General features: G+C 67.3%; 21 protein-coding genes. 16 read left to right on the forward strand and 5 right to left on the reverse strand.

Annotated features, from left to right (window positions below):
* Positions 1–48 precede the first annotated feature (48 nt).
* The 11 genes from SGRAN_RS05365 (at position 49) to SGRAN_RS05415 (ending at position 12626) form a co-directional block, all read left to right on the forward strand.
* Positions 49–1341 (forward strand): Zn-ribbon domain-containing OB-fold protein, encoded by a 1293-nt coding sequence (locus SGRAN_RS05365; RefSeq protein WP_067181322.1) that lies wholly within the window; start codon positions 49–51, stop codon positions 1339–1341.
* A complete protein-coding gene (locus SGRAN_RS05370) occupies positions 1338–2516 on the forward strand; it encodes a lipid-transfer protein (RefSeq protein WP_067105187.1) in 1179 nt (392 codons plus the stop codon). The genes SGRAN_RS05365 and SGRAN_RS05370 overlap by 4 nt, the downstream gene beginning before the upstream one ends.
* Positions 2517–2541: 25 nt before the next feature.
* Positions 2542–4206: an AMP-binding protein gene (locus SGRAN_RS05375; protein ID WP_082737423.1), complete on the forward strand. Its 1665-nt coding sequence runs from the start codon at positions 2542–2544 to the stop codon at positions 4204–4206.
* 70 nt (positions 4207–4276) lie between these two features.
* On the forward strand, positions 4277–5425 hold the full coding sequence (locus tag SGRAN_RS05380; protein WP_067186921.1) for an acyl-CoA dehydrogenase family protein: 1149 nt from the start codon (positions 4277–4279) through the stop codon (positions 5423–5425).
* A complete protein-coding gene (locus tag SGRAN_RS05385; RefSeq protein ID WP_067181324.1) occupies positions 5425–6192 on the forward strand; it encodes an acyl-CoA dehydrogenase family protein in 768 nt (255 codons plus the stop codon). Before SGRAN_RS05380 ends, SGRAN_RS05385 begins: the two co-directional genes overlap by 1 nt.
* A gap of 12 nt (positions 6193–6204) precedes the next feature.
* Positions 6205–6987, forward strand: coding sequence for an SDR family NAD(P)-dependent oxidoreductase (locus tag SGRAN_RS05390; RefSeq protein WP_067181327.1), 783 nt, complete (start codon positions 6205–6207; stop codon positions 6985–6987).
* Positions 6988–7036: 49 nt separating this feature from the next.
* Positions 7037–8275 (forward strand): acetyl-CoA C-acetyltransferase, encoded by a 1239-nt coding sequence (locus SGRAN_RS05395; RefSeq protein ID WP_067181330.1) that lies wholly within the window; start codon positions 7037–7039, stop codon positions 8273–8275.
* 30 nt (positions 8276–8305) lie between these two features.
* Positions 8306–10624 (forward strand): acyl-CoA dehydrogenase, encoded by a 2319-nt coding sequence (locus tag SGRAN_RS05400; protein ID WP_067181331.1) that lies wholly within the window; start codon positions 8306–8308, stop codon positions 10622–10624.
* A 160-nt stretch (positions 10625–10784) separates the two neighbouring features.
* Entirely contained in the window at positions 10785–11567 is a 783-nt protein-coding gene (locus SGRAN_RS05405) for an enoyl-CoA hydratase-related protein (RefSeq protein WP_067181334.1), read from the forward strand.
* 43 nt (positions 11568–11610) lie between these two features.
* Positions 11611–12177 carry an FAS1-like dehydratase domain-containing protein gene (locus SGRAN_RS05410; protein WP_172709618.1) on the forward strand — a complete coding sequence of 189 codons (567 nt, stop codon included), beginning with the start codon at positions 11611–11613 and terminating at the stop codon, positions 12175–12177.
* Positions 12177–12626 carry a MaoC/PaaZ C-terminal domain-containing protein gene (locus SGRAN_RS05415; protein WP_067181338.1) on the forward strand — a complete coding sequence of 150 codons (450 nt, stop codon included), beginning with the start codon at positions 12177–12179 and terminating at the stop codon, positions 12624–12626. The genes SGRAN_RS05410 and SGRAN_RS05415 overlap by 1 nt, the downstream gene beginning before the upstream one ends.
* Positions 12627–12698: 72 nt before the next feature.
* Here SGRAN_RS05415 and SGRAN_RS05420 read toward each other — a convergent pair whose 3' ends face one another.
* Both SGRAN_RS05420 and SGRAN_RS05425 read right to left on the reverse strand, forming a co-directional pair.
* Positions 12699–14309: a flavin-containing monooxygenase gene (locus SGRAN_RS05420; RefSeq protein WP_067181340.1), complete on the reverse strand. Its 1611-nt coding sequence runs from the start codon at positions 14307–14309 to the stop codon at positions 12699–12701.
* On the reverse strand, positions 14306–16066 hold the full coding sequence (locus tag SGRAN_RS05425; protein ID WP_311880686.1) for an N-acyl-D-amino-acid deacylase family protein: 1761 nt from the start codon (positions 16064–16066) through the stop codon (positions 14306–14308). Before SGRAN_RS05425 ends, SGRAN_RS05420 begins: the two co-directional genes overlap by 4 nt.
* A 100-nt stretch (positions 16067–16166) precedes the next feature.
* On the opposite strand from SGRAN_RS05425, the gene SGRAN_RS05430 reads away from it, so the two are divergent.
* Positions 16167–17330: an acyl-CoA dehydrogenase family protein gene (locus tag SGRAN_RS05430; RefSeq protein WP_067181345.1), complete on the forward strand. Its 1164-nt coding sequence runs from the start codon at positions 16167–16169 to the stop codon at positions 17328–17330.
* A gap of 19 nt (positions 17331–17349) precedes the next feature.
* Positions 17350–18468 (forward strand): acyl-CoA dehydrogenase family protein, encoded by a 1119-nt coding sequence (locus SGRAN_RS05435; protein ID WP_067181348.1) that lies wholly within the window; start codon positions 17350–17352, stop codon positions 18466–18468.
* Between the two features lie 3 nt (positions 18469–18471).
* On the opposite strand, the gene SGRAN_RS05440 is transcribed toward SGRAN_RS05435, so the two are convergent.
* Positions 18472–19575 carry a CaiB/BaiF CoA transferase family protein gene (locus tag SGRAN_RS05440; RefSeq protein WP_067181351.1) on the reverse strand — a complete coding sequence of 368 codons (1104 nt, stop codon included), beginning with the start codon at positions 19573–19575 and terminating at the stop codon, positions 18472–18474.
* A 102-nt stretch (positions 19576–19677) separates the two neighbouring features.
* On the opposite strand from SGRAN_RS05440, the gene SGRAN_RS05445 reads away from it, so the two are divergent.
* Positions 19678–20352: a nitroreductase gene (locus tag SGRAN_RS05445; RefSeq protein ID WP_067181354.1), complete on the forward strand. Its 675-nt coding sequence runs from the start codon at positions 19678–19680 to the stop codon at positions 20350–20352.
* Between the two features lie 33 nt (positions 20353–20385).
* On the opposite strand, the gene SGRAN_RS05450 is transcribed toward SGRAN_RS05445, so the two are convergent.
* Positions 20386–21975 (reverse strand): AMP-binding protein, encoded by a 1590-nt coding sequence (locus tag SGRAN_RS05450; protein WP_172709620.1) that lies wholly within the window; start codon positions 21973–21975, stop codon positions 20386–20388.
* Between the two features lie 52 nt (positions 21976–22027).
* Positions 22028–23197 carry a thiolase family protein gene (locus tag SGRAN_RS05455; RefSeq protein ID WP_067181358.1) on the reverse strand — a complete coding sequence of 390 codons (1170 nt, stop codon included), beginning with the start codon at positions 23195–23197 and terminating at the stop codon, positions 22028–22030.
* A 364-nt stretch (positions 23198–23561) separates the two neighbouring features.
* Between SGRAN_RS05455 and SGRAN_RS05460 the strand changes: the two genes are divergently transcribed.
* Both SGRAN_RS05460 and cueR read left to right on the forward strand, forming a co-directional pair.
* Positions 23562–26078: a heavy metal translocating P-type ATPase gene (locus SGRAN_RS05460; RefSeq protein WP_067181361.1), complete on the forward strand. Its 2517-nt coding sequence runs from the start codon at positions 23562–23564 to the stop codon at positions 26076–26078.
* The gene (gene cueR, locus SGRAN_RS05465) at positions 26075–26524 is read left to right on the forward strand and encodes a Cu(I)-responsive transcriptional regulator (protein ID WP_067181364.1); all 450 of its coding nucleotides are present in this window, start codon (positions 26075–26077) and stop codon (positions 26522–26524) included. The genes SGRAN_RS05460 and cueR overlap by 4 nt, the downstream gene beginning before the upstream one ends.
* Positions 26525–26548 lie beyond the last annotated feature (24 nt).

A 26548-nucleotide genomic window follows, 5' to 3' on the forward strand; every position in this document is an offset into this window, starting at 1 on the left:
TCCAGAGTCCATAACGCGCGGGCCGGTCAGGCCGCAGGGAGAATATTCATGGCTGAAGAGCTGACACTGAACGATTCGAGCCGCCCGGATTCCGGCGGAGACGGGGCAGCACCCGTGACCGGGTCCGTGGTTGTCGATATGGGGCCGGTGACCGCGTTCGACATTGCGCGCTGGTCGGCCGCGCTCGGCCTGGCCCTCGACCCGTCCCGCGACGGGATGGCGGTTCCGGCGGCCTTCCTCCCCGCGCTAGCATGCGCCGCATGCGAGCAGGGCGGCCTCCTGCCGCGGCTGTTCGGCGCCGACGGAGAGGGCGTGGCGCCGCCGCAGGTCGTCCGGATCCGCACGCACCTGTCGGATGAGATCGCCGTCGGCCGGCCGGTGCGCGTGTCGCTCGCGGCGGGACCGGTCGAGGATTACGAGAAAAGCGCGGTCGGCGCGGGGCGAGCGGTCCGGATCGCCGCCGGAATATCGGGCGACGGCGGCGCCTCGTCTTCCATCGTCGAACTCACTATCCTGCAGCGAAACGCCGGGCCTGCGCCGGCGGGCCGCACCCGTTGGCCGCAGCCGCTCGTGGCCAACGACAATCGCTTCTGGTGGGACGGGGTCGATCGCGGGGTTCTGCTCATCCAGCGCTGCAAGGAATGCGGGACGCTTCGCCATCCGCCCGGGCCGAGCTGCCCCGCCTGCGGGTCGCTGTCGTGGGATACGGTCACCGCATCGGGCCGCGGCACGGTCCACAGCTTCACGATCAACCATTCGCGGCTGGGCGATCTGCCGTCGCCTTATGTCGTCGGCCTGATCGCGCTCGACGAAGGCGTTCGCATCGTCAGCAACATCGTCGGAATCGATCCCGCGGACGTCCGGATCGGCATGGAGGTGGAGGTCCGGTTCCGGCCCGCGAACAGCCTCGAACGTGCGATGCCGCTGTTCGTCCCCGCGGGCGGAGACGGGATCCTGCCCGCGTGTCTCCGCACCGGGACCGGGCTGGAGCCGGTCGACATCGAGCTTCCGGCGGCGCGCATCGCGGGCGCCGCGGTCGCCAGCAATAACCTGTCGCCGCTGCATCGCGACCCTGCCGCCGCGCGCGCCGCGGGCTATGCGGCGACCGTCCTCGACCTCGCGAGCGCGGCCGCCTTCGCGCACGATTATCTGCGCCGTCACGATCCGGGGCGCATCGAAACGTTCGAGGTCGCGGCGGGCAGGCCCGTGCTGGCGGACACTGTCCTCACGATCCGGGGGAGCCGGTCCGGCGCGCACGACTTCGCGATTACCGCATCGACACCGCTCGGCGGCGGGTTCGACGCGCAGTTCAGCATTCGGGATAGCGAGACAAGCAAATGACCAGTTCAACCAGCTTTCCGACCGGAAAGACCGCGATCGTCGGCATCGGCGCCACCGAATTTTCCAAGCAGTCGGGCCGGTCCGAACTGCAACTGGCGATCGAGGCCACGCAGCACGCGCTGCGCGACGCCGGTCTCAAGCCCTCCGACATCGACGGCCTGGTGACCTTCATGTCGGACACCAGTTCCGAAATCGACGTCGCGCGCAGCCTCGGCATGCAGGGGCTGCGCTTCTTCACCCGCACGCCTTACGGCGGCGGCGGCACCTGCGCGACGATCATGCTCGCGTCGCTGGCCGTCAATGCCGGGCTCGCCGATTATGTCGTCTGCTATCGCGCGTTCAACGAACGGTCGGGGAACCGCTTCGGCGCTCCCGCCGTCCCGGTGGCGACCTCGCAGGGCATCAACATGGGCTGGTACACCACGTTCGGCCTGGCCACCCCCGCCTCGTTCATCGCGATGGTCGCGCGGCGCTACATGCATGAATATGGCGCGACGAGCGAGGATTTCGGCCGCGTCGCCGTTGCGTGCCGCAAGCATGCGGCCACCAATCCCAACGCCTGGTTCTACGAAAAACCGATCACGATCGAGGAACATCAGGCCTCGCGCTGGATCGTCGATCCGCTTCACCTTCTCGATTGTTGCCAGGAAAGCGACGGCGGCGTCGCGGTGGTCGTGACGAGCGCGGAGCGCGCGCGCGACCTTCCGCATCGTCCCGTCCATATCGCGGGCGCCGCGCAAGGCGCGGCGGCGGGGCAGGAGGCGATGACGAGCTATGCGCGCGACGACATCGCCTGCCTTCCGGAAATGGCGATGGTCGGCCGGCAGCTCTGGGCGCAGAGCGGCATGGCGCCCTCCGACATCGACTGCGCGATCCTCTACGACCATTTCACCCCCTTCGTCCTGCTCCAGCTCGAGGAACTGGGTTTTTGCGCGCGGGGGGAGGCGCGGCACTTCATCGCCGGCGGCAATATCGAACATGGCGGGAAACTGCCGATCAACCTGCACGGCGGCCAGCTCGGAGAGGCGTATATCCATGGCATGAACGGCCTGAACGAAGCGGTGCGCCAGATCCGGGGCACCGCCGTCAACCAAGTCGAGGATTGCCGCAACGTGCTGGTGACCGCGGGAACCGGGGTGCCGACCAGCGGGGTCGTGCTGCGCGCCGATGCATGACATGATGGCGAGAGAGTTGGAGCCGATGCCCGTCCCTTCCGAATCCGCAGAATCCGCCTCGACATCGGCGGCGCGCCCCTACCGCCCGGCGGACGCGGGGCCGCTCTGGAGCCAGGCGGGCCAGATGACGATCCCCGGCCTGCTCGCCGAGGCGGTGCGCCAATGGCCCGATCGGACCTTTCTGGAGTTCGGCGACGTTTCCTACAGCTTCGCCGCGTTCGACCGCGAGGCGGACCGGCTCGCCCGCGGGCTGGAGGCGCAGGGGGTGGTCAAGGGCGCGACGGTCACGACGATGCTCGACAACAGCGACGACGCCGTCCTCATCTGGTTCGCGATCAACAAGCTGGGCGCGATCGCGGTGCCGCTCAACACCGCCCTGAAGGGCGGTTTCCTCAGCCACCAGATCAACGACGCGGGATCGGCGCTGCTGATCGCGGAGGCGCATTACATCCCGCGCGTGACGGCGATCCGGTCCGAACTGCCGACGCTGCGCACCATCATCGCGCGCGGGGGTCAGGGCGATGAATTTCCCGACTTCTCGCTCCTGCGGACATGCGGCGACGAGCCGGTCGCATCGCGCGTCGAACCCGGCGACATCGCGCTGATCATCTACACCTCCGGCACCACCGGGCCGTCGAAGGGCTGCGCGCTCCCGCACGGCTATGTCCTGACCATGAGCGGCCGGGTCCGCGAGGCGACCGACCGCCGCCAGGACGATGTCGTGCTCAGCCCGCTGCCGCTTTTCCACATCGCCGCGACCGCGAACCTGATCCTCGCCTCGATGATGGTCGGTGCCCGGTCCGTCCTGCTCGAACGCTTTTCGCTCGGCCGCTTCTGGTGCGAGGTCGAGGCGAGCGGGGCGACGCAGGTCAATCTGATGGGGTCGATGATCGCGCTGATCGCCCACGCCCCCGACAGCGACGTCGCGGCGCGCTGCTTCGGCCAGGTGCGCTGTGCGCTGGGAGTTCCCTTTCCGCCCCCGATCGAGACGATCTGGCGCGAACGCTTCGGGACGGCGATCGTCGGGAACCATGCGTTCGGCATGACCGAGGCGGCGCCGGTCGCCTATCGTCGCATCGGCCGGGAAAGGCCGGGGACGTCGGGCATAGTGTCGCCCGACTTCGATGCGCGCGTCGTAGATGACCGGGGCGAGGAATGCCCGCCCGGCGTGCCCGGCGAACTGCTGCTGCGCCCGGTGCGCCCCAACGTCATGTTCACCGGCTACTGGGGGCGCCCGGTCGAGACGATGGCGGTGTTCGGCGACCTCTGGTTCCACTCGGGCGACATCGTGTCGATCGACACCGACGGCTATCTGACCTTCGTCGATCGTAAGAAGGATTATCTGCGCCGCGGCGGCGAGAATATTTCGAGCTTCGAGATCGAGGCGGTCTTTCGCGCCCATCCCGCGATCGAGGATGTGGCGGTCCACGCCGTTCCGTCCGAGGTGTCGGAGGATGAGCTGAAGGTCGTGGCGATTCCGCGCGACGGCATGACGGTCGACGCGGAGGAATTGTGCCGGTGGTCGATCGAGCGCGTTCCCTATTACGCCATTCCCCGCTTCATCGAGTTCCGCACCGAACTGCCGCGCACGCCCACCGGGCGCGTGATGAAGCACCGCTTGCGGGCCGAGGGCATCACCGCCGCGACCTGGGACCGTGCGGCGTCGTCGATCGTGATCGAAAAAAGATGACTCGGCTTCCTCGATGGCAGGGCGGCCGCCGCGTCGCCGCGGGCGCCGCTGTGCCCGGCGGACCGCGCGCATGATCCGCCCGCTCGAACTGACCGCCATCCCCGCCGGGGACGAGGCGCTTCGCGGCGAGGTCCGGGCCTTTCTGGACCGGGAGCTTCGCGAACTGCCCGCCGGTCGCCGCGCGCGATCGTGGCTCGGCTATGACGCCGCCTTCAGCGCCCGCCTCGCCGAACGCGGCTGGGTGGGGCTGACGCTGCCGCGCCGCCTTGGCGGCGGCGGGCGAAGCCATTTCGCGCGCTTCGTCCTCAACGAGGAACTGCTCGCCGCCGGTGCGCCGGTCGCCGCGCACTGGATCGCCGAACGGCAGAGCGCGCCGCTGCTGCTGAACTTCGGCACCGCGGCCCAGCAGGCGCATTATATTCCGCGGATATGCCGCGGCGAGGCGCATTTCTGCATCGGCATGAGCGAGCCGGGGGCGGGGTCCGACCTGGCCGGCGTCCGCACCAGCGCCACCCCGTCGGGCGACGGCTGGCGGCTCAACGGGTCGAAAATCTGGACGACGAACGGCCATCTCGCCCACTTCATGATCGCGCTCGTCCGCACGTCGGGAAAGCCCGGCGATCGGCAAAAGGGGCTGTCGCAGTTCATCGTCGATCTTTCGCTGCCCGGCGTGACGCGCCGGCCGATCCTCGATCTGGCGGGGGACGCGCATTTTGCCGAGGTGCATTTCGACGATGTCGAACTGGGCGAGGATGCGCTCGTCGGGCGCGAGGGCGAAGGCTGGGCGCAGGTGATGAAGGAACTGGCCTTCGAACGCAGCGGCCCCGAACGCCTCTATTCGAGCATGGTGCTGCTGGACCAGTGGCTGGCCTTCGTGCGCGGCCGCCGCGAAACGACCGCGACCGACCGCGCGCTCGCCGGCCGGCTGATCGCGGAACTCGGCGCGCTGCGGCAGATGTCCCTCGCGGTCACCGCGCGGCTCGACGACCCCGAAAGCCCGGTCACCGAGGCGTCGATCGTCAAGGATCTGGGGACCCGTTTCGAACAGGACGTTCCCGAGCGGATCGCCGAGCATCTCGCCTCGCTCGGCACGCCGATCCCGGCCGACCTCGGCGCGGCGCTGAACTATACCGCCGCGATGGCGCCCTCCTTCTCGCTGCGCGGCGGAACGCGGGAAGTGCTGCGCGGGATCATCGCGCGCGGATTGGGGCTTCGCTGATGACGATCGATCCGCTTCTGCTCGAACAGTTCGACCGCTGCCTGCGCGCGGCGGACGCCGCCGACCCGTGGGGCGAACTTCTCGCCGCGGGTTTCCTCGACCTGTGCCGGCCCGAATCCGCAGGCGGTGCCGGGGTCGGGATCGACGGCCTCTTCGGCCTCGCGATCGCCGCGGCCCGGCTGCGCCCCGCGCTGCCGGTCGTGCAGACCATCGTGGCGCGCCGCCACGAGCCGGACGCGCTCGCGGTCGCGGATATCGAACGGTTTCTCGTCGATCGCGGCTGCGCCGACGTTGCCCGGCCGCTCGCCGCCCTGCTCGCCGCGGGCTCGATGGTCGGCCTCATGGAGGCGCTGCTCGACATGACCGTCGACTATGCGCGTGTCCGCGAGCAGTTCGGCGGGCCCATCGCGCGCTTTCAGGCGGTGCAGCACCAGATCGCGGTGATGGCGGAGCATGTCTTCGCTGCGCGCATCGCCACCGAAGCGGCCTTTGCCGGGTGGCGGCATCCGCCCCGGGATGCGCTGGTGGCCATCGCCAAGTCCCGCGCCACGCGCGCGGCGCGCGTCGTCGCGGCGACTGCCCATGCGGTCCATGGCGCGATCGGCATCAGCGGGGAGCATGCGCTGGGCGGTCTTGCCGCGCGGTTGCGGGCGCTCGGCATGGCGCACGGCGGCGCCACCTATTGGGACGAACGGCTGGGGGCCGCGGTGCTCGACGACGACGCACCGGCGATCGAGATCGTCGTCGGCCTGCAACGTTCGACGTGAAGGAGAATCGAAATGGAATTGGGTCCGCATGTTTCGGCCGTCGTGACCGGTGGCGCGTCGGGTCTCGGCGAGGCGACGGCGCGGCGTCTCGCCTCGCACGGCGTCCGGGTGGCGCTGTTCGACATCGATCGTGACCGCGGCGAACGAATCGCGGCGGACATCGGCGGCCTGTTCTGTCCGGTCGATGTTTCGGACATGGGGAGCGTCGCCGCCGGGCTGGCGCAGGCCCGCGCCGCGCATGGGCAGGAACGTATCCTGGTCAATTGCGCCGGGGTGGGCGGCGGCGCCAGGACCGCCAGCCGCGACCGCGAGACGGGCGAGGCGCGTCTCTATCCGATGGCGAATTTCGAGCGGATCATCGATATCAACCTGCTGGGGACGTTCCGCTGCATCACCAGCAGCGCGGCCGGGATGCTCGCGCTCGAACCCGACGCGGAAGGCGAGCGCGGGGTGATCGTCAACACCGCCTCGATCGCCGCAAAAGAAGGCCAGATCGGCCAAGTCGCCTATGCCGCCTCGAAGGCGGGCATCGTCGGGCTGACGCTCAACGTGGCGCGCGATCTTGCGTCGGAAGGGATCAGGGTCAACACGATCCTGCCGGGGCTGTTCGACACGCCCCTCCTTGGCCGCACGCCCGAGGCGGTGCGCCAAAGCCTGGCCTCGCAGGTCCCCTTTCCGAAGCGGCTGGGCCGGGTCGACGAATTCGCGCAGCTCGCGGAGACGATGATCACCTGCGGATATTTCAACGGCGAGCACGTCCGGCTCGACGGAGCGATCCGGATGCAGCCGCGATAGGCCGGCCCGACAGGGCACGGATCGAAACATCAGGAAAGGGAAACAGGAAATGCCGGAAGCATGGATCATCGACGCATGCCGAACGCCGCGCGGCATCGGCAAGCAGGGCAAGGGCGCGCTTGCCGACATTCACCCGCAGCAACTCGGCGCCACGGTGCTGCGCGCGCTGGTGGAGCGAACGGGAATCGACACGCGCGACGTCGACGACGTGATCTGGGGAACGAGCGCGCAGGTTCATACGCAGGGCGGCGACCTCGGCCGGATGACCGCGCTCGATGCCGGTTTCGCGGTCGAGAGCAGCGGCATCACGCTCGATCGCTTTTGCGGCTCGGGCATCAGCGCCGTGAACTTCGCGGCCGCCACGATCATGGCGGGGCAGGAGGATCTCGTCGTCGCCGGCGGTACGGAGATGATGTCGATGCCGGGACGGCGCGGCAGCGACAAACCGTCGGTCATGGATTGCGGCAATATGCGCCTGCGCGCCGCTCATCCCCAGTCGCATCAGGGCGTTGCCGCCGACGCGATCGCGACGCTCGAAGGGATTTCCCGCGCCGATCTTGATGCGCTCGCGCTGCTCAGCCAGCAGCGCGCCGATCACGCGATCCGGGGCGGCCACTTCGATCGCAGCCTCGTCCGCGTCGTGCGCGAGGATGGCTCCGTCGCGCTCGACCGCGAGGAATTTCCCCGGTCGAACACGACGCTGGAAAGCCTGGCGGCGCTCAAGCCCTCCTTCGCCGCGCTCGCCGACGTCGTGGTCGACGCGGACGGCACCACCTATCGCGACCTCGTCACCCGGGCATTCCCCGGGCTCGAGATCGACCATGTCCATCACGCGGGCAATTCCTCCGGCGTCGTCGACGGGTCGGCCGCCCTGCTCCTTGCATCGCCCGACTATGCGCGCGCGCATGGCCTGAAACCGCGCGCCCGGGTGGTTGCGATGGCCAATGCCGGGGATTCGCCGACGCTGATGCTCAACGCCCCCGTTCCGGCGGCCCGGAAAATCCTGCGCAAGACCGGAATGGAGCTCGCGGACATCGACCTCTTCGAGGTGAACGAGGCGTTCGCCGTGGTGGCCGAGAAGTTCATCCGCGATCTCGATCTCGACCGCGAGAAGGTCAATGTGAATGGTGGGGCCATGGCGCTCGGCCATCCGATCGGCGCCACCGGTGCGATCCTGATCGGCACGATCCTCGACGAACTCGAACGGCGCGACCTCGAACGCGGGCTGGTCACCATGTGCGCGGCCGGCGGCATGGCGCCCGCGATCATCATCGAACGGATCGGCTGATCCCGGTCGCCGAGAAGGAAGGGGTTTCGAGTGGCTGAAGACAGCGAACTGGAACTGCTGCGCGAAAGCGTCCGGCGGCTCGTCGAACGGAAGCGGCCGGCGATCTGGAATTCGGCCGGTGCGACCGGACGCTGCGATCCCGACGTCTGGGCCGCCGTTCGCGACAGCGGCCTGCTGCTCGCCGGGCTTGATTCCGCGCATGGAGGCTTCGACCGGGGCTTGGCTGCGGCGGCGGTCGTGCTCGAAGAAACGGGGCGCGGCCTTTTCGACGCCCCTGTTCTGGCGAACATGATCGGCCTCCAGCTTCTCCAGCGGGCGGCCGATCGATCCGCCAACGCGGCCGCCTGTCTGGCATCGGTGATCGAGGGCAGCGAGCGGCTGGCGTTCGGCTGGTCCGAACCGGGGGCTCGCTTCGGCTGGTCGGGCGCCACGGTTCACCATGTCGACGGCGATCGCATTCGCCTGTCCGGATGCAAGACGATGGTGATCGGCGGCGGCGATGCCGACACGCTGATCGTCGCGTCGCGGTTGGCCGAGGGGACGCCGGCCTTGCTGCTCGTTCCCGCCGCGCCCGCCGGCGTCGAACGCGACGGCTATGCGCTGATCGACAATCAGGGCGGCGCCGATATCCGCTTCGACGACGTCGGCCTGCCGCTCGATTGCCTGATCGCGGAGGGGGCGGAGGCGCAGGCGATTCTCGACAATGGGCTCGACTTCGCGGCGCTCGCCGCGACGAGCCAGGCGCTTGGTGCCATGCAGGCCCTTTTCGACCTGACGCTGGACCATGTGAAGCAGCGGGTGCAGTTCGGGCGTCCGATCGGCGCGAACCAGGTCGTCCAACATCGGCTCGTGGACCTGCTGCGCATGATCGCCGAAACGCGGGTCGCCACCGGGGCGGCTTTCGCAGCGCTTGCGGCGGGCACGGCGGACCGAAGCCTCGCGGTCGCGACCGCCCGCGTGCTGGGATGCCGGGCGGCGCGCAAGGTCGGTCAGGATGCGGTGCAGTTTCACGGCGCGATCGGCACGACCGACGAAAGCGTCGTCAGCCATTATTTCCGAAAGCTCATCTTCCTGTCGACGATCTTCGGCGATGCCGGGCATCATTGCGACCGGTTCGCCGCGCTCGACGATGGCGAACCGGGCGGGACGACGGGGCCGCTCTCGGAGGCCGAGGCGGCGTTCTGCGAAGAGATTCGGGCCTTCGTCGAGGCTGAATTGTCGCCAGAGACGCGGGCCATCACGGCGGCTGGAGGCACGCCGCCGCAGGCCCTTCGCCTCGAATGGGAGCAGGCTCTGGGCCGCAAGGGCTGGTTCGCTTACAGTTGGCCCGAGGCGGAGGGCGGTCCGGGCTTTTCGGTGGTCGAGCAGTTCCTGTTCGAGACCATCACCGCAGAGATGAACGCGCCGCGACTGCCGCTGTTCGGGATCAAGATGGCCGGGCCGATCCTCAATGCGTTCGGTACCGCCGAGCAGAAGGCGCGCCATCTGTCGGGGATCATGGCGGGCACGACCTCCTGGTGTCAGGGCTATTCGGAGCCCGGTGCCGGCAGTGACCTTGCATCGCTCCAGACGCGCGCGGACCGGCGCGGCGATCATTATGTCGTGAACGGCCAGAAGATCTGGACTACCGCGGCGCAGCACGCCGACTGGATCTTCATGCTCGTCCGGACGAGCCGCGAGGAAAGGCGACAGGACGGCATCACCTTCCTGCTCGCCGACATGCGCTCGCCCGGCATCACGGTGCGGCCTATCATCTCGGCCGACGGGCATCACGGCTTCAACGAGGTTTTCTTCCAGGACGTCGAAGTGCCCGTCGAGAATCGCGTCGGTGAAGAGGGGCGCGGGTGGTCGATCGCCAAGTATCTGCTGTCGCACGAACGATTGGGGGTGCTTGGATCGCTCGCCTTGCGTCAGGCCATGGGCCGCGCGGTCCGTTCGGCCGGGCGGCTCGACGCCGCCGGTCGCCCCTTCGGCGACCACCCCGCCCTGAAGGCCCGGCTGACGATGCTGAAGATACGGATGCGCGCCCTCGACGCGTGGATCGCGCGCCTGCTCGCCGACATCCGGGAAACCGGCTCGGTGGGGCAGGACGTGTCGATGGCGATGATCGCCGCGACGTTGCTCGGCCAGGACATCGCCGAGTTCAACATGGATATGCTCGGCGAGGACGCGCTGCCCTTTTCGTTCGCCGACAGCCGCGCGCCCGAACGCCGGTTCGGTCCGGCGGAGGATTTTACCCGGACGGCGACCGCCAACTATATCTACCAGCGCGTCTTCACCATCCTGGGCGGCACCACGGAGATTCAGAAGAACATCATCGCCAAGTCGATCCTCGGGCTTCCGTCCTGAAGCGGCCACCGGACAGGATCGCAAAAAGCGCTTGCTATCATGATCCTGTTCAATATGGTATAGAACCATACGGAATAGCTGGCCATAATCGGTCGGCTCGGGCGTTCGATGTTCGTGCAGTCACGCACGGTTCGAGGCGCTCCGACAGCGGAGGTCACGGGTGAGGGAATTTGTCACTACGCAAACCGACGGGCGCGTCCTGACGGTCACGATCAACCGGCCCGACGTGATGAACGCGCTTCATCACGCCGCGCATGAGGAACTGGCCGCCACCTTCGATGCGTTCGCGGCCGACCCCGATCTGTGGGTCGCGATCGTGACCGGAGCGGGCGACCGGGCCTTCTGCGCGGGTAATGACCTGAAGGCCACCGCCGCGACGCCGCTCAAGGACCGCAAGCCCTTTCCGCCCTCGGGTTTCGGAGGCATCACCCATCGCAGCGATCTCACCAAGCCGGTGATCGCGGTGGTCAACGGCATCGCCTTCGGCGGCGGCTTCGAGATCGCGCTTGCGAGCGACATCATCGTCGCGTCGGACAGGGCGGTATTCGCCCTGCCCGAACCGCTGGTCGGGCTGGCCGCCGTCGCCGGCGGAATTCACCGACTCGCGCGCATGATTCCGATGAAGCAGGCGATGGGCATGCTGCTCACCGGGCGGCGCGTCGATGCGGTCGAAGGACGCGAGCTCGGTTTCGTCAATGAGGTCGTGCCGCACGATCAACTGATGGCGAGCGCGCGCGACTGGGCGGACCGGATTCTGAAATGTTCGCCGCTCGCGGTGCGGGCGACCAAGCAATGCGCCTATGCTGGGCTCGAGCATGGCGGTGTCCATGCGGCGCTCGCGGCCGAATATCCGGCGCTCAAGGCCATGCGCGCGAGTGAGGATTTCATCGAGGGACCACGCGCCTTCGCCGGCAAGCGCCAACCCATATGGGTCGGCCGCTGAGCCCGGCGTCGGCAGGGATTCACCAACAGATCGAGGGATGAGCATGACAGGAACATCACAGGCGAAAGGCCAGCCCGACGGAGGCGCGCTCTCGAAGGCGGTCATCGGCACCTATGAGGAGGGGCTGAAGATCGTCGGCAGGAAAAGCGACGTGCACACGGCCGATTTCTCGGCAACCGAGGCGATCACCCAGTTTTTCGCCGGCAGTATCGAAGATGCCAATCCAAGCTATTGGGACGCCGGATATGCCGAGGCGCAGTGGGGCGGCATCGTCGCTCCGATGGGGCTGCTGGCGACCCTGTCGAAGGCGCTTCCATGGCGGCCGGGCGGCGTCGAGACCCGCCGCAACATCGTGTTCAGCGTCCCGCTTCCGGGCGCGACCGTGATCAATGCTTCGGCAGAAACCGAATTCTTTCGTCCGATCCTGCTCGGCGACCGGATCAGTTCTTACGACGAAGTGTCGGGCATCAGCCTGGAAAAGACGACGCGCCTCGGCACCGGCCACTTCGTCACCGTCGTCACCACCTATCTGAATCAGAATGGCGAGATCGTCGCCCGGAACACCAACAATGTGTTCCGCTTCATTCCGCACGAAAAGGGAGACGCGTGATGGCGATACGGCCGAACAGGACATGGGACGATGCGGCGGAAGGCACCGTCGTGCCGCGGATCGAGCTGGATTTTCCCTACACGCGCGTCGTCTGGGGTGCGGTCGCGTCGATGGACATGTTCCCGGGCCATCATGAAGCGGCCTACGCCCAAAGCCAGGGGCAGAAGACCATCTATGTGAACACGATGGTCTATCAGGCGTTCATCGACCGCGTGGTGACCGACTGGGCGGGACCGGGCGCCTTCATCGTCAAGCGAAAGATGACGATGCAGCGTCCCGTCTATGGCGGCGATCGCATGTACGGCGAAGGCGTCGTGACCCGCCGCTATCGCGACGATCAGGGGCGGGCGCTGGCCGACATCGACGTCGATGTCGGCAATGCGGAGGGCGTCTGCTGCCCCGCCAAGGTGACGGTGATGCTGGACGTCGCCCCGCGATCCCTGTCGTGACGGCGTTCGCTCGCCCGGCGCAGGACCCGGGCGAGCGACCCGGCATGGACGGCGACGCGGCGAGCCGTCCCGTCAGGAAAGGACAAAGCCGGCATAACCGTCGCGCGCGACGCCGGCGCAATAGGCGGTGTACCGGCCGAGCCCACCGACATAGGGCATGAAGATTTCCGGCTTTCCGGCGATGTTGGAGCCCGAATACCAGGATTTCGTCCGGGGATAGAGCGTCGCCTGCGCCACCTCGTTGACATGCTCGACCCAGGCGTCCTGCGCGTCGGGCGACGCTTCGATCGTCTCGAACCCCCTGTCGCGCATATGGTCGAGGCAGTCCGCGATCCAGTCGACATGCTGTTCGATCGACAGGATGACATTGGCGAGCACGGAGGGACTGCCCGGGCCGGCGACCACGAACAGGTTCGGAAAACCGGCGATCGACAGACCGAGATAGGTTTGCGGGCCGTCGGACCAGGCCTCGCGCATCGTCTGGCCTCCGCGCCCCCTGATGTCCATCGCCAGCAGCGGGCCGGTCATCGCGTCATAGCCGGTCGCGAAGACGATGGCATCGACCGGGCAGGTCCGCCCCGCGGTGACGATGGCGTCGCCGGTGATGGTCGATATCGGGTCCTCGTTCACGTCGACCAGCGTGACGTTCGGACGGTTGAACGTCTCGTAATAGCCGCTGTCGAGGCAGATGCGTTTGGTCCCGATGTGATAATGCGGGGTCAGCTTGTCGGCGACGTCGGGCCGCTCCACCATGTCGCGGATCTTGCGCTGGGCAAATTCGGTCGCCGTCCGGTTCGAATCGGCGTTGATCAGGAGGTCGGTGTACGTCCGCATGAGCAGCGTTCCGCCCCGGTTCCACCATTTCTCATAGTCCGCGGCCCGCCGCTCCTCCGGCACGTCGAGGGCCGATTGGGTCGCCACGTCGGACGGCGGCCTGTAAAGCCCGCTGGGGGACGCCTTGTTCGATCTCGCGATATCCGCGAAATTGCGCCGGCGTTCTTCCACCTGTTGCTCTGTCAGGGGGGCATTCCGGGCGGGAAGGCTGAAATTCGGCGTGCGCTGAAAGACGTAGAGGCGCTCGGCCTGCGCGGCGATGTTCGGGATCACCTGGATTCCGGACGAGCCGGTCCCGACGACCGCCACCCTGCGCGCGGTGAAGTCGACGCCGTCGTGCGGCCAGCGCCCCGTATGATAGACGTCGCCTTTGAAATCCTCGATTCCCGGCAATGGCGGCGTTTGCGGCAGCGACAGCGCGCCGGTCGCCGCGATCAGGAACGGTGCGACGTGGCGCGACCCGTCATCGGTTTCGACCTCCCACTCGGCCGTCGCTTCGACGAAGCGTGCGCGTGTGACGCGGGTATCGAAGACGATGTCGCGGCGCAGGTCGAAGCGATCGGCGACATGGTTGATATAGGCCAGGATTTCGTCCTGCCGGGCGAAGCGCTCGCTCCACGTCCATTCGCGCTGAAGCGCATCGGAGAATGTATATTGATAGTCGAGGCTTTCGACGTCGCAACGCGCGCCCGGGTATCGATTCCAGTACCAGGTTCCCCCGACGTCCGATCCGGCTTCGATGACGATCGCCCGTCGCCCGGTCTGCCGCAGCTTGTGGAGCATGTAGAGCCCCGCCAGTCCGGCGCCGATGACGATGACGTCGTGGCGCATGGCGTCGTTGTCGGTCATGATCGGCTGTCTCCATTGGTGCACGATGCGAAGGCTGCGGTTCGGCCGCGGCGCACGAGGCGTCCGGGAAGCCGGCCGGTGGGAAGGCCGTCGCGATAGGTCACTTCCCCGCTGACGATGGTAGCGGCGATTCCGTCGGCCCTTTGCCGCAACCGCCTCCCGCCCGCCGGCAGGTCGTGAAAGACGGCGGGGCCGTGGAGGCGGAGCCGCTCGAGATCGATGATGTTGAGATCGGCTTTCTTTCCGACCGCGATCGTTCCGCGATCGGACAGGCCGACGGCATCCGCGGGTATCGCGGACAGCTTGCGCACCGCGTCGGGCAGCGTAAGCCCGGCGCCGGGTGCGGCATCGCGGACCCAATATGTCAGCAGGAAGGTGGGATAGCTGGCGTCGCAGATCATCCCATAATGCGCCCCGGCATCTCCCAGCGCGACGATCGTGTTGGAATCGCGCAGCAATTCTCCGGCGGCGTCGAGCCTGTGGCCGATGAAATTTCCGCTGGGGCAATAGAGGATAGCTTTGCCGTCGTCCTCCAGCAGGCAGTCGTACAGCAGATCCGCCTTGCTGCGCCCCGCGCGCGCCGCCAGTCGGCCGATCTCCTCGTCGGGCGTCGGATCGTATCGAGGCGGGTCGCCGAGCCGGTAATGTTCGCGGTCGAGCGAGACCATGCGAAGCGCCGGAAGATTGTCGGATTGCGGCGTTTCGGCGAGCAGGCGTGCACGGATCGTCGGATCGCGCATTCGGGTGACGCGCTCGGGCAGCGGCAGATCGCGCAGCGGGGCGTAAGAGGGGTTCAGCGAAAAGGGATGATAGGAAAGATCGAGGCCCAGCAGCGTGCCGATCGGGCGCGGGAATATCTGCCCGCGAATGGGGGCGCCGGCGGGCTGGTCGGTGGCCAGCCTGTGCCGGAAGACGCGCCATGCATCCTTTTCGCCCGGATAGTTCGGCAATTGTTCGGCGACGAGCGTGAACGACAACGGACGGCCGGACTTTTCGACCAGGCGCCGCATGAGCGCATATTCGTCCGCAGCAGTCGAATCGACGGCGGCGATGAGCTGGAAGACGCCGTCCCCGGCGCGCCGCAATCCTTCTGCAAGGCCGAGCAGTTCCTGTTCCGCGGCGTCGACGCTCGGCGACAATTTGCCGGCTTTCGTGCGGTGCAGCAGGAAACGCGAGGTGGATACGCCGATCGCGCCCGCTCCGATCGCCTCTTCGACCAGCGCCGCCATGCGTTCGATTTCCCCGGGCGTCGCCGGCGCCCGGTCGACACCGCGCTGCCCCATGACGAAGACCCGAATGGGGGAGTGGGGTATCTGCACCGCGACATCGACGTCGAATTGCCGCTGATCGAGGAAATCGAGAAATTCCGGAAAGCTGGTCCATGTCCACGGAAGGCCGGCGGCCATCACGACATCGGGGACGTCTTCCACGCCTTCCATCAACGCCAGCAGCGCATCGCGGTCGTCCGGCCGGCACGGCGCGAAGCCGACGCCGCAATTGCCCGTGACGACCGTCGTCACGCCATGCTCCGACGAAGGGGCAAGCCGGTTCTCCCATGTCGCCTGTCCGTCGAAATGCGTGTGGATGTCGATGAAGCCCGGCGTCAGGATGCGGCCGCGCGCATCGATCTCCTCTCGCGCCGGCCCGGCCCGGCCGACCGACGCGATTCGCCCCGACGCGATCCCGACGTCGCCGGAATAGGGCTCGCCGCCCGTACCGTCGACGATCAGCGCGCCCCTGATGGCCAGATCGAGCATCGTCATATCCTCCCGCCGTTATTATGTATGCTTGAATACTATATTAGTCCATACTATTGTGCGGGCGCGCGTCCAGAACGCGTCAAGAAAGGCGATTGGCATGGACACCCGCTACCCGGCCCGGATCGAAGATTTCCGCAACGAGGTCAGATCCTATTTCGAGGATCTTGTGCGCCGTTTCGGCGGCGATGGCTCGACCGAGAACCGCACGCATTACCGGGCGCTGGCTCGACAGCTCGGCGCCGACGGGTGGCTCGGAATTTCGCTCGGCGAGGAATGGGGCGGCGGCAACCGGTCTGCGGTCGAGCAGCTCATCGTCTCCGAAGAGGCCGAACGCGCCGGGGTCTCGCTGCCCTTTCTGACCACCCATACGGTCGGACCGCTGATCCAGCGTTTCGGCAGTGCCGAGCAGAAGGAGCGGTTTCTCCCCGCGATCGTCCGGGGGGAGATATTGTTTTCGATCGGCTACACCGAATCCCAGGCGGGCACGGACCTCGCCAGCCTCTCCACCTCGGCGGTTCCGCACGCATCGGGCTATGTGGTGAATGGCGAGAAGCTGTTCACCAGCTTCTCCAACGTCGCCGACTATGTGTGGCTCGCGGCGCGCACCGATCCGCAAGCGCCGCCCCATCGCGGCATTTCGGTCCTGCTCGTCCCCACCGATGCGCCCGGCTACTCGTGGACCCCGCTGGACATTCTCGATCACTATCCGGTGTCGGTGACGCGATACGAGAATGTCGTTGTGCCGTCGGACAATCTGGTCGGCGGCGAGGGGAACGGCTGGAAGCTCATCATGGGACAGCTGAGCCGCGAGCGGGTCCTGTGCTTCACGGTCGCCGGCACCGCGCATATGGTCGAGCAGGTGACGCAATGGGCGCGCCGGACGGTCGGTATCGACGGCCGCCGCATCATCGACCGGCCGTGGGTGCAGACGAACCTCGCCCGGATGCGCGCGCATCTGGAGGTGTCGCGCCTTCACGCCGCCGAGCTCGCCGCGGCGCTCGATCAGGGCGAGATCAGCTTCGCCCAATCGTCCAGCTACAAGGTCCTCGCGAGCGAAACGCTGATCCTGTGCCAGCGCCTGCTCCTCGAAATATTGGGGGCGCAGGCGCCGCTGCGCGGCACCTCGCCGATGGCGGTCCTCGAGGGCAAGCTCATCAAGGCCTATAACGGCTATCTGGTGAAGCAGTTCGGCGGCGGGGCAAACGATATATTGCGGGGCCTGATCGCGACCGACGCGCTCGCCTTTCCGCGCATCCGCTAGATTTCGAGGGAGCAACCCAATGGACTTTCAGCCTACCGACCTGCAACGATCGGTCGCCGATCTGGCCGATCGCCTTCTCCGCGATGCCGCCGGCGAAGGCCGTTCGATCGCGGCGCTGGATACGGCGCGATGGTATGACGCAGCGCTGCATCAGCAATTCGCCGACAGCGGGCTTTACGGGATCGGCGTACCCGAAGCGCTCGGAGGCAGCGGCCTCGGCATGCGGGAGGCCTGTTCGGTGCTCGAACGGATCGGCGCGCACGGGGGGCGGGTCCCCTTTCTGTCCAATGTCGTGCTCGCCGCGATGCCGCTCGCCCGCTTCGGCCGGTCGGCGAGGCAAAGCGATGTCGCCCGCCGCATCGCATCGGGATCGCTCTGTGCGACGGCGGCGCTCGACGAACCGGCGATGGAAACGCCGTTCGGGCTCGCCACGTCGGCGGTGCGATCGGGCGACGGCTTCCTGCTCTCGGGGATCAAAACCTCGGTCTCGGCCGGCATGATGGCCGACTTCGTCCTGGTTCCTGCGCGGATGGAGGACGGGGAAAGCGGCCTGTTCCTGGTCGACGTGACGTCGTCCGGCGTCGCGCGCGAATTGCAGGTTTCGGCCGACGGCTCGCCGGAGGCGCTGATGACGCTCGACGCGGCCCCGGTCGCGGGCGACATGGTGCTTGGGGGCGAGGCGGAGCGTGCCTCGGTGCTCGATTGGATCGTGCAGCGCGCCCGCGTCGCCGTCGCCGCCTGCCAGCTCGGCGCGGCGCGGCGCGCGCTCGGCATCACCGCCGAATGGGTCAACCAGCGCGAACAGTTCGGGCGGTCGCTCGCGAGTTCTCCGATGGTCGCGCTGCGTGCCGCCGACGTCTACATTGCCATCGAGGCGCTGCGCCTGACCATGTGGCACGCCGCGGACCTGCTGGCGGCGGACATCCCGGCGTCCGATGAAGCATCGAGCGCCAAATATTGGGCGAGCGAGGTCGGCAGCCTGACCGCCGCGACGGCCCATCTGCTGCAGGGCGGGATCGGCGTGGTCATGGAGTCCGAACTGCCATGGCTCACGCTCAGGCAGCGGCACCTCGAATTCCAGTTCGGCGCCGCGCGCCAGCAGCTTGCCGAAATGGGCGCCCGGCTGGCGGCAGCCTAGCAGCTACGCCTGCTGACGCCACTCCGACAGGATGGCTTCGGCTGACATGCGGGATTGTGCGACGGGTCGCGGCCCTGCTGAGGGATGGTTGGAAAAGCGGGGGGCGGGGGCAGGCTGCACCACGTCCTGCGCGATCCGATGCACGCCGCGTTCGATCATGTGGGGATGGCGGGATGCTTCGTCGAGGCTGAGCACCGGTGCGAAGCAGGCGTCGCTTCCGTCGAAGATCGCTTCCCATTCGGCCCTCGTCTTGCCGGCCACGATGTCCGCGACCCTGCTGCGCAAACCGGGCCAATCCGACTGCTCCATCTGGCGTCGCGGGTCATGGTCCAGGCCCAGCTTCTCGCACAATATGGCGTAGAATTGGGGTTCGATCGCGCCAAGGGCGATGAATTTGCCGTCGGAACAGCGGTAGGTGCCGTAAAAATGGGCCCCTCCGTCGAGGATGTTGGTTCCCGGCGTGTCCGACCAGCGGCCGCGCGCCCGGAGCGAGTAGAAGGTCGACAGCATGTGGGACACGCCATCGCACATGGCGGCGTCGACCGTTTGTCCGCAGCCGGTGCGGCGCGCCTCGATCAGAGCCGCCAACACGCCGACGACCAGATAGAGCGAGCCTCCGCCATAATCGCCGACGAGGTTGAGCGGCGCCACGGGAGCGCCATCGGAGGAGCGAATCGAATCGAGGGCGCCCGTCAGCGCGATATAGTTGATGTCGTGCCCCGCGATCCGGGCAAGCGGCCCCGCCTGTCCCCACCCCGTCATCCGCGCATATACGAGCGCCTTGTTGCGCGCCGCGAGCCGGTCCGGCCCCAGGCCCATCCGCTCCATGACGCCAGGCCGGAACCCCTCGATGACGACATCGGCGGCGCAGGCGAGATCGAAGGCCCGCAGGCGGTCCTCCTCATCCTTGAGGTCGAGTTCCACGACCCGCCGCCCGCGAAAGATGAAATCCTCCGGCGTCTTGACCCCTGTATCCGGTCGCGCGATCGAGACGATCTCCGCTCCCATGTCGGCCAACATCATCGCGGCGAATGGGCTCGGCCCGATCCCCACGAATTCGACGATGCGGATTCCCTGCAAAGGTCCGGTCATATCCTGCGATTGCATCGGAATGCCTTTCAATAGTATTGAGCAATATGATATTATACAGTATCATATCCTGCTATAGCCAGAGAGAAATCGCATGCGTGGTGGAGGAGGGGAGCGGAATTGACTGGTGCCGATTCGTTCGATGCGTTGCTGGCCGCACGAAGCAGTTGCAGGGCCTTTCTTCCCGATTCTGTCGATCGGCCTATCATCGAGGCCATCCTTGCCAGCGCGCAGAAGACGGCGTCCTGGTGCAACAGCCAGCCCTGGCAACTCTTCATCACCACGGGCGCGGCGACGGATCGCTTTCGTACGGCCTATGCCGCGGCGGCGGATCGGTCGGAGCCCGCCCCCGACTTCGAATTTCCGTCCGAATATTCCGGCGTCTATGGTCAGCGGCGCCGGGAATGCGGGCGCCTGCTATATGAAAGCCTGGGTATAGAGCGCGGCGATCGCGCACGGGCACAGGAGGCCGCGCGTGATAATTATCGATTTTTCGGGGCGCCGCACGTCGCGATCGTGACGTCGCCGGCCGACCTCGGTCTCTATGGCGCGATCGATTGCGGAGCCTATGTCCATAATTTCATGCTTGCGGCAAAAAGTCGCGGCGTCGCGAGCATCGCTCAGGCAGCCCTGGCGCGCCATCCCGAGGTGATACGCCGTCATTTCGGAATGGCGCCCGATCGCCGGGTCGTTTGCGGTATCTCTTTCGGCTACGCCGATCCGGCCCATCCGGCGAACGCCTTCCGTACGCCGAGGGCCGCTATCGCCGAAGCAGCGCATTTTTTCGAGGTGTAGCGGGTGCCGGCGTGAGCGATCGGCCGGGCGGCCTCAACTTTGCACCGCGGTTTGGCCGGCGGAAATCGGCGCGCCCGGTCGCCTGACCGGAATGCCCAGTTCCTCCCGATCCCAGTGAAACTCGCCGTTGGGCCGGTTTCTGAGCTCATGCTTGCGTATGCGCATGCTCGGCGTTTTCGGAAATTCATCCGTGAGCGCAGCGAAACGGGGGACCATGAAATAGGGCAGACCATCCGCGCAGAAGCGAAAGAACGCGTGGGGATCGAACGTGCCCGGATCTTCGACGACCAGCCACACCTTCACCTCGTCGTCGCCGCTGTCCGACACAGCCCCGACACAAGCGGCCTCGATGACTCCCGGAAAGAGCGCCACGGCCTTCTCGACCTCCACCGACGAGATATTCTCCCCGCGGCGGCGAAGCGAATCCTTGACGCGGTCGACGAAGAAAAACCTGCCGAGCGTGTCGCGTCGCATCACGTCGCCGGTATGAAACCAGCCGTTGCGCCAGGCCTTTGCGGTGGCGGAGCTGTCGCCGACATATTCGCAAATGATCTGCCACGGCTGCCGGGTTCGCAGGATCAGTTCCCCCGGCGTGCCTTCCGGAACGTCGAGGTCATTTTCGTCGACCAGCCGGCATTCGTAATCGGGGGTGAGCCGCCCGCAATAGCCGTCGTGCAATTCGTCGTCGGGATGGCTTGCGAGCGGGCCCGGAACCTCGGTCGAACCATAGCCCGTCCGGATTTCGGCAATTCCGAAGCGTTGCTTGAACGCCTCCGGATCGCGGGGCGGCGGGCTGGCAAGGACGACGCGCACCTTGTGATCGCGATCCGACGGGCTCGGAGGCTGCTTCGTCAGAAACGGCACCATGCTGCTGATCAGCGCGGTCATGGTGACCCCGGCGCGGGCATTGTCCTGCCAATAGGTCGAGAGCGAAGGGGCCGAGCGCACATGCAGACGCACCCCGCATCCCAGCGCGGCAACGACGAAACGCAAGGCGGCGCCATGATAGAGGGGGATGTCGACGAGCAGGCAATCCTCGCTGCCCCGCGATCCGTCCGCGACGAAATTCGCGCCGCCGCGCAGACCGTGCAGATAGGTGCAGCTTGCCAGCTTCGACGGCCCGGTCGTTCCCGACGTCAAAAGGCAGATCGCCGTGTCCCAATATTCGATCGGCCGGTCCAGTCCGGGCGGCGTGCGGTCGGCCCCGTGCATCTCCTCCGCAAGCGCGATCGGGATCGAGAGGTCTTCTTCATCGAATACTGGCGCGAAGCTCGCATTCGTGACGATCAGCGCCGGCGCCGATAGCTCCAGAAGATGTCGCAGCATCGCGCCGCGGAAGCCGACGTGCGCGGGGACGATGACCGCTCCCAGGCATGCGATCCCCCACCAGACGCGCAGGAAATCGGCGCCGTTCGGCAACATCACCAGAATGCGGTCATCGCGGCGGATGCCCCGTGCGCTCAGTTCGTTCGCGAAGGCATAGGCCGTCCCCAGCGCCTCGGCGCGGGTCAGCGTCCCGCCGTCCTCGAAGCTCACCAATATCTCGTCGGGCGAGCGGCTTGCCCCGCGTTCGAGCAGGGATCTGACGACGACCTCTTCGGACTTGATGACTCGTTCGATCATTCCGGAACCCCCGCGCATCTGCATGTCTTCGGCATCGAATGCGGAGAGCCGGTCAGGCCTCCAGCAATGTGATCATGCACGCGGCCGCGCCATTGAAGATGCTGCCACCGGCATTTTCGGCGAGGCCGATCCGGGGATTCGCGACCTGCCGCGGCCCGCATCGCCCGCGCAACTGGTTGGCCAGTTCGACGATCTGGGCGGCGCCCGTGGCCCCGACGGGGTGTCCGCGCGCCGTCAGGCCTCCCGAGGGGTTGATCGGCAATCGCCCGTCGATCTGGCTCGCTCCGCTGCGGATGAGCGACGGGCCGTCGCCCCGGGCCACCAGAAGCAATTCTTCCGGCACCATGATCTCGGCCGGCGCGGCGGCATCGTGCAGTTCGACCAGGCTGACGTCCTCGGGCGATATGCCCGCCGCCTCGAACGCCTTGGCGGCGGTCCGCGAGACGATCTCGTGATTGTCCTCGATTTCGGCCGACGCGAGCAGGCTCGTCCGCACTTTCGGGCCCGTCTTGCCCTTTGCCCTGGCGAAGCCGGAGGAGCAGAGGACGATCGCCGCCGCGCCGTCGCCGATGCCGGCGCACATGGGCCGGGTGAGCGGCGCCACGATCTCCCGCGCGTTCAAGACATCCTCGCGCGAGAGCGGAACCTTGACCTGCGCGATCGGGTTCAGGCTGCCGTTCCGGGTGTTCTTCGCCACGACGTCCGCAAAATCCTCCGCCGTCGCACCCGAGCGTGCCATGTAGTTTCGCGCGTTGGCGGCATAAATTTCCATGAAGACCGGGCGGGGCTTGCCGCCATCGCCGGCCGTCTCCTGTCGAAGCGACACGTCGGTTGCGGCCGCCAGCGCCTTCGTCGCCAGCGTCCGATCGGTTGAAGTCATCTTCTCAGCGCCCACGACCACCACCACGTCGTGCATGCCCGACTGGATCGCGAGATGCGCGAGATAGAAGGCCGAAGAACTCGATGCGCAGGCATTCTCGACCGCCGCCATCGGTCGCCCGACCAGCAGCGACTGCGACAATATGGTCTGCGAGCGGATCATCTCCTGTCCGGTCACGACACCGCCCACGGCGTTGCCGACCAGCACGAGGCCGACATCCTTGCCCTCCAGCCCCGCGTCCTTCAGCGCTTCCGCCACCGCTTCGGCGGCGAGCGTTCGCGCCGGCGTATCGACGAACATTCCGAACCGGCTGGACCCCGTGCCGATGATGATAGTTTCCATCACAGATTTTCCTCTGGAGGAGCGCGGGAGACGGCAAAGGTCCGGCCCGGCGCTCTATTGACTGCAATACCCCGACCGCTCGCGGACCGTGCCGTTTGAGGTCGCCGTCCCGGCTGCCTCGATTTCCCCAAGCGTCGTGCGGCGACTAGAGCGTCATAAAATATGTATAGATATGGTATTGGTCAATACTATATTCCTGACCTTGCTCGACCGCCGGTGAACGGGACGGGTGCACGGCAAAGCGCGGCGACCGCGCACATGCCCCGGCCGGCTCCGTAGCGCTGCATTATCACCCTTGACCTTCCAACGATGGGAAGCTGCATCCTGATACCAGTTCCCATGGTGACACGTGAGGTGACGGGCGATGCCGGCCGCAAAAATCAAGGATCATGCCGTCGATTCGGCGATCCGCCTGCCTGTCGAGGGCATGAGCTGCGCGTCGTGCGTCGGGCGCGTCGAGCGAGCCTTGCGCGGGGTCGAGGGTGTCGACGCCGTCAGCGTCAATCTGGCGACCGGATACGCCGACGTCCGGGCAAGCGGAGCCGTAGACCGCGCTGCGTTGGTGCAGGCGGTCACAGCGGCCGGTTACGGTGTGCCGGCCACTGCGACCGAACTCGCGATCGAGGGGATGACCTGCGCATCGTGCGTCGGACGCGTGGAGCAGGCGCTGAAGGCGGTTCCCGGCGTGACCGGTGCATCGGTCAATCTGGCGACCGAACGCGCCAGCGTGCGCGGCGTCGCCGAGGTTGCGGCGCTGGTCGCGGCGATCGCGCGCGCGGGCTATCGGGCGCATCCGGTCGGGATCGATGCCGAGCGTGGAGGGGAGGCCGACGAGCGCCGGGATGCCGAACGCCGCGCGCTGAAGCGCGACGTCATCCTCGCCGCCGCACTGGCGCTGCCCGTGTTCCTGCTGGAGATGGGATCGCACCTGATCCCCGGCGTGCATCACCTGATCGCCCGCACCATCGGCGTGCAGACGAGCTGGCATATCCAGTTCGTGCTGACGACGCTGGTGCTCGCCGGCCCCGGCCTCCGTTTCTTCCGCAGCGGGATTCCAGCGCTGGTCCGTCTGGCGCCGGACATGAACGCGCTGGTTTCGGTCGGGACGCTTGCGGCCTACGCCTATTCGCTGGTGGCGACCTTTGCGCCGCACCTGCTACCGGCGGGAACGGTGAACGTCTATTATGAGGCCGCCGCCGTCATCGTCGCCCTGATCCTGTTCGGCCGCTATCTGGAAGCGCGCGCCAAGGGGCGCACGTCTGCGGCAATCGAGCGACTGATCGGGTTGCAGCCGCGGACGGCTCGCGTCCGCCGCGCCGGCGCGCTGGTCGAGGTCCCGGTCGGCGCGGTGGGCGCGGGGGATATCGTCGACGTGCGGCCCGGCGAGCGCATTCCCGTGGACGGCGAACTGGTCGAAGGCGGAAGCTTCGTCGACGAATCGATGATTACCGGCGAACCCATCCCCGTTGCCAAGGCGGTGGGGAACGCGCTGATCGGCGGCACGGTGAACCAGCAGGGCGCGTTCGCCTTTCGCGCCACCGCGGTGGGCGAGGCAACCATGCTCGCGCAGATCATCCGCATGGTGGAGCAGGCGCAGGGGGCCAAGCTGCCGATTCAGGCGCTGGTCGACCGTGTGACGATGCGGTTCGTTCCCGCGGTCTTCGCGGTGGCCGCGCTGACCTTTGCTGTGTGGCTGTGGGTTGGGCCGTCGCCTTCGCTGACCTTCGCGCTGGTCAATGCCGTCGCCGTGCTCATCATCGCCTGTCCCTGCGCGATGGGACTGGCGACGCCGACCGCGATCGTCGTCGGCACCGGGCGCGGCGCCGAGTTGGGCATCCTGTTCCGCAAGGGCGAGGCGCTCCAGCTGCTGCGCGATGCGGCGGTCGTCGCGGTGGACAAGACCGGGACGCTGACCGAGGGGCGTCCCGCGCTGACCGATTTCCGGGTGACGGACGGGTTCGACCGCGCCCGTGTCCTGGCGCGGATCGCGGCGGTGGAGGCGAAATCCGAGCATCCGATCGCGCGTGCGATCGTCGATGCGGCGCGGGCGGAGGGACTCGATCTGCCGGCCGTCGTCGATTTCGAATCGATCACCGGCTTCGGGGTGAAGGCCGATGTCGAGGGTGAGGCGATCCACATCGGCGCCGACCGCTACATGCGCGAACTCGGCCTCGACGTCGCCGCGTTCGCCGCCGTTGCCGAGCAGATGGGACAGGAGGGCAAATCGCCGCTCTATGCCGCGATCGGCGGGCGCCTCGCCGCCGTCGTCGCTGTGGCCGACCCGATCAAGCCGACGACGCCGGCCGCGATCGCGACGCTTCATCGGCTCGGCCTGCGCGTGGCGGTGCTGACCGGCGACAATCGCCGAACCGCCGACGCGATCGCGCGCCGGATCGGCATCGACACGGTGGTTGCCGAGTTGCTGCCCGCCGACAAGGTGGAGGCGATCCGCCGCCTGAAGGCCGCGCACGGCCGCGTCGCCTTCGTCGGCGACGGCATCAATGATGCGCCGGCACTGGCCGAAGCGGATGTCGGCATTGCCGTGGGCACGGGTACCGACGTCGCCATTGAAGCGGCGGATGTCGTGCTGATGTCGGGGCATCTGGGCGGCGTCGCCACGGCCATCGCACTGTCGCGCGCGACGATCCGCAATATCCGCCAGAATCTGTTCTGGGCCTTCGCCTATAATATCGCGCTGATCCCGGTTGCCGCGGGCATACTCTATCCGCTGTGGGGCATCCTGCTGTCGCCGGTCTTCGCCGCCGGTGCTATGGCGATGTCGAGCGTTTTCGTCCTGGGTAATGCGCTGCGCCTGCGCCGCTTCGGCCCGCCCGAAGCGGCGATGCCGGCCGGGCAGGACGCGGCGGGAGAGGCGGCATGAACATCGGGCAGGCATCGAGGGCATCGGGCGTTTCCGCCAAGATGATCCGCTATTACGAACGGACCGGCCTGATTCCGAAGGCATTGCGCAGGGAATCGGGCTATCGCGACTATTCGCCGTCCGACGTGCACATGCTCCGCTTCATCCGCCGCGCGCGCGACCTTGGCTTCGCGGTTGCGGAGATCGACGACCTGCTGAACCTCTGGCGCGACACATCGCGGCACAGCGGCGACGTGAAGCGGATCGCGCAGGCGCACATCGCCCGGCTCCGCGATCGCATCGAACAGCTCGAACAGATGGCTGCGACGCTGACCACCCTCGTGCAATGCTGTGCGGGCGACGACCGGCCCGATTGCCCCATTCTGGCGGATCTGGAAGAGGCGGGGGAGGGAAACTCGACTGGCCAAGCTGCGGGCGGCACCGGCAGGCTGCGGCATCAGCCTTGACGCGTTAGGCCGGGGGCATGGCGC

The organism is Sphingopyxis granuli (assembly GCF_001559015.1).
GTDB lineage: Bacteria > Pseudomonadota > Alphaproteobacteria > Sphingomonadales > Sphingomonadaceae > Sphingopyxis > Sphingopyxis granuli.

What these genes read in the sequence shown, in the direction of transcription:
- SGRAN_RS05365 (WP_067181322.1), top strand. Translation starts at nt 49, where the DNA reads ATGGCTGAAGAGCTGACACTGAACGATTCGAGCCGCCCGGATTCCGGC.
- SGRAN_RS05370 (WP_067105187.1), top strand. Translation starts at nt 1,338, where the DNA reads ATGACCAGTTCAACCAGCTTTCCGACCGGAAAGACCGCGATCGTCGGC.
- SGRAN_RS05375 (WP_082737423.1), top strand. Translation starts at nt 2,542, where the DNA reads ATGCCCGTCCCTTCCGAATCCGCAGAATCCGCCTCGACATCGGCGGCG.
- SGRAN_RS05380 (WP_067186921.1), top strand. Translation starts at nt 4,277, where the DNA reads ATGATCCGCCCGCTCGAACTGACCGCCATCCCCGCCGGGGACGAGGCG.
- SGRAN_RS05385 (WP_067181324.1), top strand. Translation starts at nt 5,425, where the DNA reads ATGACGATCGATCCGCTTCTGCTCGAACAGTTCGACCGCTGCCTGCGC.
- SGRAN_RS05390 (WP_067181327.1), top strand. Translation starts at nt 6,205, where the DNA reads ATGGAATTGGGTCCGCATGTTTCGGCCGTCGTGACCGGTGGCGCGTCG.
- SGRAN_RS05395 (WP_067181330.1), top strand. Translation starts at nt 7,037, where the DNA reads ATGCCGGAAGCATGGATCATCGACGCATGCCGAACGCCGCGCGGCATC.
- SGRAN_RS05410 (WP_172709618.1), top strand. Translation starts at nt 11,611, where the DNA reads ATGACAGGAACATCACAGGCGAAAGGCCAGCCCGACGGAGGCGCGCTC.
- SGRAN_RS05415 (WP_067181338.1), top strand. Translation starts at nt 12,177, where the DNA reads ATGGCGATACGGCCGAACAGGACATGGGACGATGCGGCGGAAGGCACC.
- SGRAN_RS05420 (WP_067181340.1), bottom strand. Translation starts at nt 14,309, where the DNA reads ATGACCGACAACGACGCCATGCGCCACGACGTCATCGTCATCGGCGCC.
- SGRAN_RS05425 (WP_311880686.1), bottom strand. Translation starts at nt 16,066, where the DNA reads ATGCTCGATCTGGCCATCAGGGGCGCGCTGATCGTCGACGGTACGGGC.
- SGRAN_RS05430 (WP_067181345.1), top strand. Translation starts at nt 16,167, where the DNA reads ATGGACACCCGCTACCCGGCCCGGATCGAAGATTTCCGCAACGAGGTC.
- SGRAN_RS05435 (WP_067181348.1), top strand. Translation starts at nt 17,350, where the DNA reads ATGGACTTTCAGCCTACCGACCTGCAACGATCGGTCGCCGATCTGGCC.
- SGRAN_RS05440 (WP_067181351.1), bottom strand. Translation starts at nt 19,575, where the DNA reads ATGCAATCGCAGGATATGACCGGACCTTTGCAGGGAATCCGCATCGTC.
- SGRAN_RS05450 (WP_172709620.1), bottom strand. Translation starts at nt 21,975, where the DNA reads ATGATCGAACGAGTCATCAAGTCCGAAGAGGTCGTCGTCAGATCCCTG.
- SGRAN_RS05455 (WP_067181358.1), bottom strand. Translation starts at nt 23,197, where the DNA reads ATGGAAACTATCATCATCGGCACGGGGTCCAGCCGGTTCGGAATGTTC.
- SGRAN_RS05460 (WP_067181361.1), top strand. Translation starts at nt 23,562, where the DNA reads ATGCCGGCCGCAAAAATCAAGGATCATGCCGTCGATTCGGCGATCCGC.
- cueR (WP_067181364.1), top strand. Translation starts at nt 26,075, where the DNA reads ATGAACATCGGGCAGGCATCGAGGGCATCGGGCGTTTCCGCCAAGATG.